The sequence below is a fragment of the Streptomyces sp. NPDC087440 genome (assembly GCF_044744005.1).
GTDB lineage: Bacteria > Actinomycetota > Actinomycetes > Streptomycetales > Streptomycetaceae > Streptomyces.
In genome coordinates, this window is sequence record NZ_JBIUXN010000039.1 from 33,442 (window position 1) to 45,252 (window position 11,811).

Here is an 11,811-nt window from a genome sequence, read left to right on the forward strand (position 1 = left end):
CTTGGGCGAGTCGGACGCGCTGGTCGCTGCCCCGGCCGGTCGCAGCACCCTCAAGGCCATACGTCGCCTGCACGGCGCCGGGTCAAGGGCCGGGCCGGCCGCTGCTGCCCCAAGGGCGACAAGGACCCCACCACCTGGATGCCGCCGCCCGAGGCCGCGCACTGCGCCTACCTGACCAACTGGGTGGCGACCAAGCTGCGCTGGGGACTCACCGTCGACCCCGCCGAGGCCAACGCCCTCGCCCAGATCGGCGTCACCTGCTCCAACCCTCCAGTACGGGTCACCCTCGCCCGCTGACACACCACCCGAGCGCTGTGCCCGCCCCGGACATTTCCGGGGCGGGCACAGCCGTGTCCGGGCGCGGAGAGCGCACCTCAGACCCAAGTATCCTGCACCTCTTTACAACCTTGCCCTACATAGGGCAAGGTTGGTGACGGGCCATCAGCCTCCTCACCGACGCAAGGAGCGGGACATGTCTGATCTGTACGCGAGCATCCAGCGGGCCCTGGAGAACACGCCCGGCGAGTACGACATCGACGCCATGGCGGACGACCTGCGCGGTACGGGGGCGACCACGGTGGACGACGTGCCCGCGGAAGAGTTCTGGGACATGGTCGCCCGGCACGAGCTGCCCAGCCTGCCCGAGGAGCCCGGCCCCCTCGACCAGTTCCGGACCGAGGTCTCACGCTCCTGGGCCGAGGCTCCCGCCGGTGCCCCGGGCCTCTGGCGGCGCGGCGGCGTCACTCTGGAAGCCGTCGGCGTCTCGCGGGTGAACTTCGCCCTGCCGCAGCCGCTCGGCGTGTTCCGGGTCCGTGTCGCGGGCCGTCAGCCCGTCGCGGAGCTGACCCCCGAGCAGGTGTCCTCGTGGCCCCGGCTGTGGGCGGCGGTCGAGCCCCTGCTGGACGACTGGTCGAGTGCCGTGGCCGACCACCGCCTGGCGTACGAGCAGGCCGTGAACAGCGCACGGGCCGCCCGCGCCGCAGCCGAGGCCGCAGCCGCGGCGGAACGGCAGGCGCACACCCGCCTCGCCGAACTGCTCGGCGAGCACGACGCCCCCGCACTGCCCACCACCATGTCCCGCGACGAGGTCGCCGAGTACCTCGGCATCGCCCCCGGGTCCGTCAGCAAGCAGATGCAGCGGTGGGGCATCTCCTCGGAGGGGCCGGGCGGCCCCAGGGCCGCCCGCTACCCCACCGCCGACGTCCAGGCCCATGCCGCCAGGCGCCCCGGCCGGGGCCACCGCAGCGACCTCGCCTGAGAAGAAGCCGTCCCGTCACCGTCGGTCAGGGCGCGGTACGGGTCAGAATGTCCTTCATTTGGTCGGCGGCTGCCATCAGACGGCCCAGTTTCTGAAACCCGGACGCCCGCCCGGCTCCCTACGCTGGAAACGGCCTCCCCACGGGCGGCCGCCTGCTCCCCGCCGACGCGGGGATGCCACCCCTCAGAGTGGCCACCCACCGCCCTCACCGGGAGAACCCATGCCGCCCAGCAGCACTGTGCCGCCCTTCCTCGACCTCGACCTGTGGGGCACCGGCCCCCAGGGGCCGGCCACGGCGGACCTCGCACGGCTCGCCGCCCACACCGGCCACTTCCTGGCCCTGCACACCCTGCGCCCCACCCCCGCCCCGCACCCGCCCCACACCCCGTCCCTCCAGAGCATTGCCACCGACGACGGATGGATTCAGCGGGCGGGATGGCGGCGCATCCTGCCCCACCCCGGCCGCCCGGCACCGGGCGCCCTCACCCCGTCCGCCGTCGGCCGACGTCTTCACCTGCCCACGGAAGTCCGCCAACTCCTCCGCAAGGCGACACGCGACCAGCACACCGACCGCTGGGGCACCGTGCCCGACGGCGTCGCCCTGGCCCTCACCGACGCCCGCCCCGTGCCGGACAGCTACTGGACCCACCTCGCCCAGGGATGGGCGCAGAGCCTCACCGACGCCCCGGCCTCCGCCCTCCGCCTCCCGCCCTTCCACGACAGCACGACCCGGGCCTACCGCAACGCCAACGCATGGCTGCACCGGGAAATCGCCGAGGGCGCCGACGAGTTGACGTCCGTAGCCGAAGCGCTCACCGCACCCGCCTCCGGCAGCACCGCCGACCTCCTGAACGTGCGCGCCGCGCTGGCCTACGACCTGCCCCGCAACGCGCCCTCACGAGAGGAACGGGTCATGCTGGCCCGCCTGGTCACCCTGTACTGGGCAGCCCTGGACCTCCACCACCCCGACACTCCCCTCCTCGACCTCCTGACCGACCGCCCCCGCTGAGCTGACACCACCACCACGACGCGTACCGCGCCGCGGTCCCCACGGACGGTTGAGACAGGTGGAGCCCACCGCTCAAAGCGGTGGGCTCCACCTCAACCCCGTCAGCTCAAAGGGTTCATGCACTGAGCGGTGCGCAGGTACTTTTTGGGCACCCAACCCTGCCGGAGCTCCCGGGTATGGTCACGATAGGGCTGCACAAAGAACCAACCGTTGGCCTGCTTGCTGGGAACCACCAGATCATCGAAGCGGAGCAGCCCGAGCGAGGTGTACTTCGTGCCGGGGCCCGAACGGATATGAAGGGCCTTGGCCTGTACGTAATACCCACACCGGTTGAACTCTTCAGCCTGAACCGCTGACGAGGAGAACGCGGGAGCCGACGGCGCGGCAACTCCGATCGCCGCAAGTACAACAACCCCAGAGATCAACATTCGTTTCATGACAACCCAACTCCCTACACCTGGAGCGGAGTTATGGCACAGCAGCCTAGATCACCCCGACGAGGACACCGCACCCCCCGCGAGGTCGCGGGCGCACACGTCGCAGGCCGACGCCACCGGGTCCACCCGCAGCAGGTCGAGCGCCTGCCCGGTGTCGATGACGACCCCGGTCGTCTCCCTGCTGATCACCCAGCACCCCGGCACGTGCAACCGCGTCCCCCGCCCGCCGCGCGTGCCCAGCGACGCCAGGTGCGGCGGCCGCCGCACCAGCTCCGCGATCCACCCCGCCGCCTCCGCCGGACCGGAGGCGGCTGTGCCGTCCGGCACCTCCGGTGGCACCGGATGCTGCGAGGCCAGGCCGCGGGGCGCAGGGCGCAGCACCGGGACGGCGTCGTACGACTACCGTCGTGCTGCCCGCTGCTGACCCCGCCGCGCTTCGCCGCACGCTCGCCGAACAGGTCGCCGCCGCACATCCCAGCCTTGCTCCCGGGTGGCGGGATGCCGTCGCGGCCGTACCGCGTGAGGTGTTCCTCGGCGCGCACGCCTTCCGGCCCACCGCAACCGGGTGGGAACCCGTGCACCGGGAGGAGGTCGGCGAACAGGAGTGGCTGCGGATGGTCTACGAGGACCGGACGTGGGTGACCCAGGTCGACGGGCAGGACGCCGCCGACGCCACCGGTCCTCTCGCGGGAAGTCCGACGTCCTCGGCGACGCTGCCCTCACTGGTGGCGCGGACCGCCGACGTCGCCGCGCTGCGGCCGGGTCAAAAGGTCCTGGAGGTGGGCACCGGCACCGGGTACTCCACCGCCGTCCTCTGCCACCAGCTCGGCGCACAGAACGTCGTCAGCATCGAGTACGACCCCACCCTCGCCGCCAGCGCCGTAACCCACCTGCACGCCGCCGGGTACACCCCCGCCCTCGCCACCGGCGACGGCCTCCAGGGATACAGGGAGCACGCCGACTACGACGCGGTCATCACAACCTGCGCGGTGCGCACCCTGCCGCCATCCTGGTTCTTCCAGCTCAACGACGGCGGCACCATCACCACCACGATCTCCGGATGGATGCTCGCCTCCGGCCTCATCCGCCTCACCCTCGACGACGACGGCACCGCCCACGGCCGGTTCGAGGACGACACCATCTCCTACACGCTCGCCCGCCCCCACGAACGCCCTCCCACGCCCGTCTTCTACCCCCTCGACGGCACCACCCGCCCCACCCACACCGACCCCGCCCTCACCGAAACATGGGCAGGACGCTTCGTCGCCCAACTCGGCGCACCCTCAGCCCAGTTGATGACCACCAGCACCGGCATCATCCTGCGCGACGTCGCCACCGGCTCCCACGCCTGGACCGAACCCGACGGCCCCGCCTGGACCGTCCACCAGCACGGCCCCCTCCGCCTCTGGGACCAGGTCGAAGACGCACTCACCGCCTGGCAGAAAGCCGGAGCACCCCACCTCACCGAATTCGGCATGACCGCCACTCCCACCGAGCAGACCGTATGGATCGGCTCCCCCACCGGGCCCACCTGGCACCTCCCCCTCTGAAGACGCAGCACCACCCGTTCCCGGCACCCAGTGCGAATTCTGACGTGGGGGTCTCCGCAAGGGCGCTGGCACGTCAGACGACAAGTCGAGCTGGAACCACCTACAGGTGTTGGGGCTCCTCGGCAGCCTTGCCGGGCAGGTCCGGGTAGGGGTACAGCGGCGTCTGGGCTGCGTACTGCGGTGACAGGTCGTGAGGGGTGACCACGATCGGACTGGGGAAGCGGCCGCTGTAGTTCTCCACCCAGTGCGTGCCCTGGCTCCGGTACTGGGTGCGGCGCAGCACGACCGCGTTCTCGTATTTTCCGTGGGGCCAGCAGACGACGTACCAGCAGGTGTTGCCGCGCAGCCCCTGCCAGAAGCGCCAGGCCCTGCCGGACCAGCCTCGGGGTGGTGTCTTGTCGGGCATGACGGGTCTCCATAGGAGTAGGCGCCCCCTGAGTTGCCTGGGGGGTGTAGTCAGTTCAGCGTAGGCCGATGAGCATATGGGCGATCGGGCTCATCTCCTTGATGAGCAGCGAGCCAAGCACGATGAACACCATGATGAGGACGATGAACAGCACGAACTGCCCAAGGGGTTTCAGCGGCTTCTTCTCGGCTCCCATGGTGGGATCTCCTCGGCGTCAGGGGCCATGTGGGGGTAATGGTCACGCGGGTGTTGGTCTGAGGTAGGCAATGGGGCCTCCGGAGACGGCCGACTGCACGCGAGAGCCCAGGAGCTGGCGAGTGAGGCTCGCCATGGTCTCGTCCGTGGCCAAGATCCGGTAGGTGGACGGGTCGTCGAGTGTTCCCACCCTGCCCGCGACGGAGGCCGTAAAGGAGTGACGCACTTCGTGCGGCCGTCGGACGGTGGCCGCCTCGTGTGCGTGAACATCCAGGACGCCGGTGACCCACCCGGCCACCGCGACCGGCAGGACACCTGCCTGCACAATGACGTCCGGATCGCACCGCCACCACTGTCGCGACGCCTGGAGGAACTGATCGTCGGTTAGGAAGACTGCGTCCCCGATGAAGTCCCGCCCGTCGCCCGCGTCGTACGGAGCGGTAGCAGCGGCCGTGCGCAGCACGGGCAATCTGCCCTCCTGCACCCTGACGTGCCGACTCCCCGCCAGGGCAGCCACCCGGTACTCGGCCAGGTCGGGGAGGAACCCGCTGGCAAGGAGCTTACCGACGGTATTGGCTGCCACTCCCAGAACCGTGCCTGCCTCGATGCGGGACAAGACAGTCCCCGCAGTCTCCTCGCGCTGCTCCAGTACAACGGTCGGCAGCATCACGCCATCCTCTCGACGAACCCGGCCTCAGTGTATTGCAGTAGAACACTGTCTCTTGCGTCAATACAGTGGAAGATCACAGATGATGGGCTCGACTTCGAGTACCTGCTCCGCGCAGGGCCCCTCACCCACACCGCCACCAGTGACGTCAACGTGCACGCGCGTCCCGGTAGTTGCGGCACAGCTGCTTGCAGAGGCACGCTTCCGCTTCTGCTCAAGGCCCGATGCCATCTCCTACCACACCATCATCGAACACCTGGTCCCCACCCCGCTCTACGACTGGTCCTCCGGCGACCGCTTCTACGCCTGCCCCTCCTGCCGTACGTACGTCGACACGAAGGACTGGGACGGCCCGATCGGCTACGCCGACCTCGGGGTGCTCGGTACCCAGGTCGTCCGCGCCTTCGCCAAGAACTACGCCCCCGGGGCCGTAGCGTTCACGCCGGGCACGAACCCCGAGTCGGGACGCTGACCCGTACGGTCGGCATCTGACGGCGGGAGGCGGAAGCCGAGACCCGCGCCTTCGCCGAACATCCTGTGGGCACGGTCGTGCGCCTTACGCGTGTCCTGTTCCCCGTTCTGGTGTCCGTGCCGACGGCTAGTGTCCCGTGGCATGAGCGACTTGCTTGAATCGGTGATGGCTGGGGTTCCGGTCGACCTCATCCGTCTGGAGGGCGAGGGCAATAGCGTGATCCTCCGGGTTCTGGGAAGCGCACGGCGGGCACATCCTGCCGGGGCCTGTGCCCTGGCCGCGGAGTTCCTGGTCTACACGCCCTTCGTCCGCGGCACCCTCAAGACCTGGATCTCTCCCGAGGATCTGCGGGAGTGGCAGCAGGCGCTGGACTCTCTCGATACGGGACGGAACATCGCCTGGCGCGATGGGGCAAGCGCTCCGTGGCTCCTTATCGACCTCGATGAACACGATGACCGGTGCCACGTGACCATCAAGGACCAGTCCATGTCTCTGACGACGGTGACGGTCACGGTCCCTCTGGTTGATACGTGGTTCGACGATGCGTACCGCCGCCTTGACCTGGTGTGGGAGACCTGGCCCCACGGTGACAACCACATGCCTGACTGAGAGGCTGGATCCGTCGGGGAGGTCTTGAACCCGTCGTGATCACGTGCCCAGGGTTCGCCAGCACTTCCGGCGGAGCAGCTCGCGCTGGTCGCGGTAGTTTTGGAAGGGAGTCGGTCGGCGGGGTGCCGAGGGTTCCTCGGTCGGTGGCAACCCGCAGCTCCCGCGCCTGCCTGTGTCGAGCAGCCCCGGGTGTCTCCCCGTTGATCACCCAACACCCCGGCTCGTGCAACGCCATCCCCCGCCGGCCCCGTGTCCCCAACGAGCCAGATCCGGCGGCGTAGCCGAACTCACCGCCGGACCGGCTACGACTATCGCCGCCCGGAGCTCTCTGCGCCCACGACTGCTGCAAGGCCGGGTCCCGGGGCACAGGGTGCAGGACCGGGCGCCCCGGCCCGTGGTGTCTCCGGTCAGCCGCAGTCGTTGTCGTTGATCTTCAATGAGCGGGTCTGGTCATTCAGGTCGTAACTGCGCAGATCGTGGATCGACCCTCCGCTGCGGGTCACGCAGACCCAGCGACCTGAGTGGTTGCGCTTTTCGTAGACGCGGGCGGTGCGGTCGGAGTTGTTCCGGATCGAGCTGCCCCGGTCGCGGATCGAGGAGGGCAGGTCCTTCACGCTGCCGTCCACCGCCCGCTTCACCCACGGCTGTCCGCCGAAGCTGATCTCGGGGTAGATGCAGACGTAGCCGTCCGGGCAGGCGATCTCCGCCACCTGAGCGGCGCGGCTCTGCACGGTGGCGTGGGCGGTGGGGGCGGTCAGCAGCAGCGGGAGGGCGGCGGCGATGGTCGTCACCGCGGCGCGCATCAGGCGAAGTGTCGTCATAACCCCCACCCGTAGCGCCCGCTCCCCCTGACCGCCATGCCCCGGACATGCAGTCACTCTTCAGGAATGCCCAATCCCCTCGATGGAGTGGCGTCATGAGGGGCAGCCCGGAGCGGCAGGAAGCCGGACACGCACCAGGGGTAGGCCGCCAGGGGGCGTTGCGGTGCTGCCCGCACGGCGGGCAGCACCGGGGGCTGCGCTGGCCGTGCGGGCGGGGTGTCCTGGGCCGGGTGCCCTCTGGGGGGGTCAGCGGCTGGCGGTTTCTCCGACTCTGTGGTTCTGGGGTGGGTGGGTGTTTTGGGGTGGGGTGTGGGGGCGGGCGGGGAGGTCGCTGGTGTGGTCGGGGCGTTGGGCCGCGGCGTCCAGGAGGGCCTTGATGTGGTGGGCGAAGCCGGGTCCGGGCAGGGGGAGGTCGATGTCGGGGGCGCGGAGGTAGCCGACGGCGACGGCGATGGGCATGTAGTCCATGAGGTTGCTGACGGCTGCGGAGCGGGGGCGGGTGACGTGGCGGGCGAGGGTGCGCAGCACGCGTAGCAGGGTGGTGGTGGTGGCCTGGTCGTCGTGGTGCAGGACGGTGGGTTTGTTCTTCTTGTGGTGGATGGTGGTCTGGGTCTGCTGGGTGGGGTGGACGTCATTGGTCTGGCGGTGCCACCAGTGGGCGGCGTCGTTCTCGCCGAGGGCGAGGTGGTGGAGGTAGAGGCAGTAGGCGGCCGCGGGCTGTCCGGCGCCGGCGGCGTACTGCCACCAGAAGCGGGCACCTTCGTCGGTGTCGGTGAGCTGGAGCACGCAGGCCAGGATGAGGGCGCTGCGGGGTTCGGGGACCTGGTCGGTGACGAACGCGGTGACGGCCTGGGCGGGGGTGTGGGTGACGAGGGTTTCGCACAGGGCGCGCAGGTCGTCGGCGGCGTCGGTGTTGGGGGCGACCTGGGTGACGACCGGGGCCGGCGGGCGCTGGGGGGTGGTGGGTGGGGTGGTGGGGACGATGTCGCGGGGCACGGTGCGCTCGGGGGCGAGGAGGGCGTGGGCGAGGAGGGTGTCGAGCGTGGTCATGGGGTGGGGCCTCCGGTCTCGGGCGGCAGGATGAGGGCGCATTCCAGAGAGCGTCTGGCGTGTCTCTCGGTGGACAGGGCGGCGGCCAGGGGGACGCCGAGGAGTTCGGAGGTCCGCTCGGGGGTGAAGCCGCAGAGGTGGCGCAGCACCATGACGTCGAGCTGGATGTCGGGGAGTTTGCTGATCGCGGTGAACAGTTCGAGGTTCCTCGCGACGTGGGCGGCCTGGTCGCCGGGGCTGGTGTGGGGGTCCTGGGCGGCGACGGTGTCGAAGACGGCTGCTTCGAGTGCGGGGCGCCCGTCGCGGTAGGTGGTCTTGGCCATGACCGTGCTGCGCAGGATGTCCCAGGCGTAGTGGCGGATGTCGGGGCTGGCGAGGGCGTCCTCGAAGGACAGCCACAGGACGGCGAAGGTGTCCTCGATGGCGTCGCGGCACTCGGCGGGCAGCAGGAAGGCCTGCGCGTAGCGGTGGTAGTCACCGGCGAGGAGGGTGCGCAGGGCTTCCTGCTCGACGGGTTGTCGGCGTACACATGAACGCGCAGAGCCGCGTACGAATGAACGTGCAGAGTTCTTGATGTGCTGAGTGCTGGTCCCCGGCACGCTGCTGCCTGTAGTTCAAGGTTGCAGAGAGGGGTGGGCCATGGTCCTGGATCCGCAGCGCTGGCTGGAACTCCGGCGCTTTCGCGGTCTGGTGGAGTCCGGAGCGATGAGCCTGTCGGAGGTCGCCAAGGAGACCGGGCTGAACTGGCGGACGGTCAGTAAGTACCTGTCGGTCGACGGGTCATCTGCGCCGCCGCGTCGGGCGGCGACTGGTCGACCACGCAAGCGGGTGGTCGACGAGGTCGCTCCGCTGATCGACGCGATGCTGCGGGCCGAGGTCCTGATGAAAGCCGCGGTGATTCACGAGCGGCTGGCCAAGGAATACGGGTTCACCGGGAACTACCAGCGGGTCAAGCTCTACGTTCAGGAGGCCCGCCCGAGGGTCGCGGAGGAACTGGGCATCACCCCACGGGAGTTGGCGGGGATGCACCGCCGGTTCGAGGTGGTCCCGGGGGCCCAGGCTCAAGTGGACTGGGGCGATGAGGGAAAGATCCTCGCCCACCTGGGCATTCCGAAGGTCTACTCGTTTCACATGGTGCTGTCCTACTCACGCGACCCGTTCTGCTGCTTCACCACCAGCCTGGACCTGCAGACCTTCTTCGACTGCCACCGGCGGGCATTCGCGCACTTCAACGGGGTGCCGATGACGATCGTCTACGACCGCACCAAGACCGTCGTCCGGCGGCATGTCGCCCCAGGTGAGGCGGTGCCGCTGCATCCCGAAGCGGTCGGATTCGCGGGGCACTACGACTTCGACATCGATGTGCTGGCCGCCTACCGGCCCCAGGGAAAAGGCCGGGTCGAACGCCAGGTGCTGATCGTGCGTGATCACGTCCTGTCCGGGCGGGCCTTTTCCTCGGTGGAGGAACTGGACGCAGCGTTCTCCGCTTGGGTCCCGCAGCGACGAGCTCAGATCCACAAGACCCACCGGGAAGTGATCGGGCATCGTGCCGCCCGGGACCACGCAGCCCTTAAGCCACTGCCGCCAACCCCGTATCTGGTGGCTGAACGACACCTGCGGCCGGTCGGCAAGGACTGCCTGATCGCCTTCGGCGGCAACCTCTACTCAGTGCCCGCCCGGAAGGTCCGCCCTCGCCAACTCGTCGAAATCAGGGCTACGAAGTCCCAGGTCATGCTGCACTCCACCGTCCCCAATGCCAGCGGCGAGACGCTACTGGCCATGCACCCGCGGGCGGTGGGCCGCGGGATGCGCGTCGTCGAGGAACAGCACTGGGACGGTTTGTCCACCGGCAAGGGACGCCGGACCACCACCGGCGACGTTCCGCCCCGGCCACGTCATGAACGTCCGCTGGGCGAGGAGGCCGGACCGCTGCAAGCCCTGCTGAACCGTGCTGCCGCCACCCAGGTCGAGGTCGGCCGCCGACCGCTGTCGGTCTATGACGAACTGACCGGCACCCGCCCCTTCACCACCCACCGCACTACGAAGGAATCATCGTGAGCGAGCTGACCGGCAACCGCATCCGCACCACGGCCGCGAAGCTCGGCCTGCCCCATCTGGCGGAAACCATCAACGAGTTCAACCGGCGGGCGGACGAGGGGAAGCTCGGCTACCTCGACTTCCTCGACCTGGTCCTTTCCGAGGAACTCGCCGTCCGCGACGACCGCCGCTTCCGCCAGGGCCTGCGGCTCTCCCGGCTCCCGCACCACAAAACACTCGATGAGTATGACTTTTCATTCCAGCCTGACCTCGACCCGCGCAAGGTCAAAGACCTCGCCACCCTGTCCTTCGTCGAGGCCAAGGCCAACGCCGCCCTGCTCGGGCCGCCCGGCGTCGGCAAGACCCACATCGCGATCGCGCTAGCCGTCGCGGCCTGCCGGGCCGGCTACTCGATCTACTTCACCAGCCTCGACGACATGGTCCGCAACCTCAAAGCCGCCGAAGCGGCAGGCCGGCTGACCAGCAAACTCGGCTCCTACCTGCGGCCGAGCGTCCTCGTAGTCGACGAGGTCGGCTACCAACCTCTCGAACGCGCCGAGGCGAACCTGGTCTTCCAGGTGATCTCCAAGCGCTATGAGAAGGGCTCGATCATCCTCACGTCGAACAAGACCTTCAGCGAATGGGGCCAGGTCTTCGGCGACGAGGTTCTCGCCACCGCGATCCTCGACCGCCTCCTGCACCACTGCGAAGTCGTCCCGATCAACGGCCCCAGCTACCGCCTCAAGAACCGCCTCAAAGCCATCGAGCGAGAGACAGAAGTCGCCTGATCCCGAGGCTCAACCCTGCCCCAGTTCCTCGCCCGGCGGGATGAAAGCGTCGGCGCTATCGGCATCGTCAACGTGCCCGTGAGCGTCCATCGTGATGGCCGTTGCCCGTCCCTGCGAGGTGATCAGCCACGCGAGCACGAGTTCGGTCAGCGGGGTCTTTCCCGGCCCCTCGTCCTTCCAGTGGGCCCGCCACCCGCCACCAGGCACTGCGGCTACGACCTGGTCGGCCTTCTCAAGGTGGGAAAAATCCTCGTAGTCCGTTACGGGACGCATGGCGCCGCGCTTGGGATCGACAACAAGGGCCGTCCCCGTCGCCGGGTCCCATGCCTCGACCCGCACCATGCGGCCGATCATGGTTTCGGTGCCACTGAAGATGGCAGTCCAGCCGGTCTGATTGAAATAGCGAAGATCCACCGCTACATCATCTCGCACGGCAATGGACACCAGCCGACGGCTACTTGCTCTGCACGTTCATCCGTACCAGCCTCTGCACATACGCGAGTACGCCGACA

At 69.1% G+C, this 11,811-nt stretch carries 17 protein-coding genes; 8 read left to right on the forward strand and 9 right to left on the reverse strand.

Annotated elements, in window-relative coordinates:
* Positions 1-138 precede the first annotated feature (138 nt).
* The 3 genes from ACIO3O_RS41860 (at position 139) to ACIO3O_RS41870 (ending at position 2,267) form a co-directional block, all read left to right on the forward strand.
* Positions 139-297: a hypothetical protein gene (locus tag ACIO3O_RS41860; RefSeq protein WP_401755990.1), complete on the forward strand. Its 159-nt coding sequence runs from the start codon at positions 139-141 to the stop codon at positions 295-297.
* Between the two features lie 175 nt (positions 298-472).
* Positions 473-1,258: a hypothetical protein gene (locus tag ACIO3O_RS41865; protein WP_401755993.1), complete on the forward strand. Its 786-nt coding sequence runs from the start codon at positions 473-475 to the stop codon at positions 1,256-1,258.
* 220 nt (positions 1,259-1,478) lie between these two features.
* Positions 1,479-2,267 (forward strand): hypothetical protein, encoded by a 789-nt coding sequence (locus ACIO3O_RS41870; protein ID WP_401755996.1) that lies wholly within the window; start codon positions 1,479-1,481, stop codon positions 2,265-2,267.
* Between the two features lie 101 nt (positions 2,268-2,368).
* Here ACIO3O_RS41870 and ACIO3O_RS41875 read toward each other — a convergent pair whose 3' ends face one another.
* Entirely contained in the window at positions 2,369-2,704 is a 336-nt protein-coding gene (locus tag ACIO3O_RS41875; protein ID WP_401755999.1) for a hypothetical protein, read from the reverse strand.
* 51 nt (positions 2,705-2,755) lie between these two features.
* The gene (locus ACIO3O_RS41880; protein WP_401756002.1) at positions 2,756-3,031 is read right to left on the reverse strand and encodes a DUF6233 domain-containing protein; all 276 of its coding nucleotides are present in this window, start codon (positions 3,029-3,031) and stop codon (positions 2,756-2,758) included.
* 80 nt (positions 3,032-3,111) lie between these two features.
* Between ACIO3O_RS41880 and tgmC the strand changes: the two genes are divergently transcribed.
* Positions 3,112-4,254 (forward strand): ATP-grasp peptide maturase system methyltransferase, encoded by a 1,143-nt coding sequence (tgmC, locus tag ACIO3O_RS41885; protein WP_401756005.1) that lies wholly within the window; start codon positions 3,112-3,114, stop codon positions 4,252-4,254.
* Between the two features lie 100 nt (positions 4,255-4,354).
* Here tgmC and ACIO3O_RS41890 read toward each other — a convergent pair whose 3' ends face one another.
* The 3 genes from ACIO3O_RS41890 to ACIO3O_RS41900 are packed head-to-tail and all read right to left on the reverse strand — an operon-like array spanning position 4,355 to position 5,522.
* Positions 4,355-4,660: a hypothetical protein gene (locus tag ACIO3O_RS41890; protein WP_401756008.1), complete on the reverse strand. Its 306-nt coding sequence runs from the start codon at positions 4,658-4,660 to the stop codon at positions 4,355-4,357.
* Between the two features lie 55 nt (positions 4,661-4,715).
* Complete coding sequence (locus tag ACIO3O_RS41895; RefSeq protein WP_401756011.1) at positions 4,716-4,856, reverse strand: hypothetical protein; 141 nt, start codon at positions 4,854-4,856, stop codon at positions 4,716-4,718.
* 42 nt (positions 4,857-4,898) lie between these two features.
* On the reverse strand, positions 4,899-5,522 hold the full coding sequence (locus ACIO3O_RS41900) for a hypothetical protein (protein WP_401756014.1): 624 nt from the start codon (positions 5,520-5,522) through the stop codon (positions 4,899-4,901).
* A 142-nt stretch (positions 5,523-5,664) separates the two neighbouring features.
* Here ACIO3O_RS41900 and ACIO3O_RS41905 point away from each other — a divergent pair, with 142 nt between their 5' ends.
* Positions 5,665-5,994: a hypothetical protein gene (locus ACIO3O_RS41905; protein ID WP_401756017.1), complete on the forward strand. Its 330-nt coding sequence runs from the start codon at positions 5,665-5,667 to the stop codon at positions 5,992-5,994.
* Between the two features lie 141 nt (positions 5,995-6,135).
* On the forward strand, positions 6,136-6,603 hold the full coding sequence (locus ACIO3O_RS41910) for a DUF5959 family protein (protein WP_401756019.1): 468 nt from the start codon (positions 6,136-6,138) through the stop codon (positions 6,601-6,603).
* Between the two features lie 407 nt (positions 6,604-7,010).
* Here ACIO3O_RS41910 and ACIO3O_RS41915 read toward each other — a convergent pair whose 3' ends face one another.
* The 3 genes from ACIO3O_RS41915 to ACIO3O_RS41925 all read right to left on the reverse strand — a co-directional run bounded on the left by ACIO3O_RS41915 (position 7,011) and on the right by ACIO3O_RS41925 (position 9,073).
* A complete protein-coding gene (locus ACIO3O_RS41915; RefSeq protein WP_401756021.1) occupies positions 7,011-7,424 on the reverse strand; it encodes a peptidase inhibitor family I36 protein in 414 nt (137 codons plus the stop codon).
* A gap of 246 nt (positions 7,425-7,670) precedes the next feature.
* Positions 7,671-8,474, reverse strand: a complete 804-nt coding sequence (locus ACIO3O_RS41920; RefSeq protein WP_401756024.1) for a hypothetical protein — start codon at positions 8,472-8,474, stop codon at positions 7,671-7,673.
* Complete coding sequence (locus ACIO3O_RS41925; protein ID WP_401756027.1) at positions 8,471-9,073, reverse strand: sigma-70 family RNA polymerase sigma factor; 603 nt, start codon at positions 9,071-9,073, stop codon at positions 8,471-8,473. The genes ACIO3O_RS41920 and ACIO3O_RS41925 overlap by 4 nt, the downstream gene beginning before the upstream one ends.
* A gap of 40 nt (positions 9,074-9,113) precedes the next feature.
* Here ACIO3O_RS41925 and istA point away from each other — a divergent pair, with 40 nt between their 5' ends.
* Together istA and istB are read left to right on the forward strand one after the other, a co-directional pair.
* Positions 9,114-10,532 (forward strand): IS21 family transposase, encoded by a 1,419-nt coding sequence (istA, locus tag ACIO3O_RS41930; RefSeq protein WP_401756030.1) that lies wholly within the window; start codon positions 9,114-9,116, stop codon positions 10,530-10,532.
* A complete protein-coding gene (gene istB, locus ACIO3O_RS41935) occupies positions 10,529-11,299 on the forward strand; it encodes an IS21-like element helper ATPase IstB (protein ID WP_401756032.1) in 771 nt (256 codons plus the stop codon). Before istA ends, istB begins: the two co-directional genes overlap by 4 nt.
* Positions 11,300-11,308: 9 nt before the next feature.
* Here the strand turns inward: istB and ACIO3O_RS41940 are convergent, their stop codons facing one another.
* Complete coding sequence (locus ACIO3O_RS41940) at positions 11,309-11,743, reverse strand: hypothetical protein (RefSeq protein WP_401756035.1); 435 nt, start codon at positions 11,741-11,743, stop codon at positions 11,309-11,311.
* Positions 11,744-11,811 lie beyond the last annotated feature (68 nt).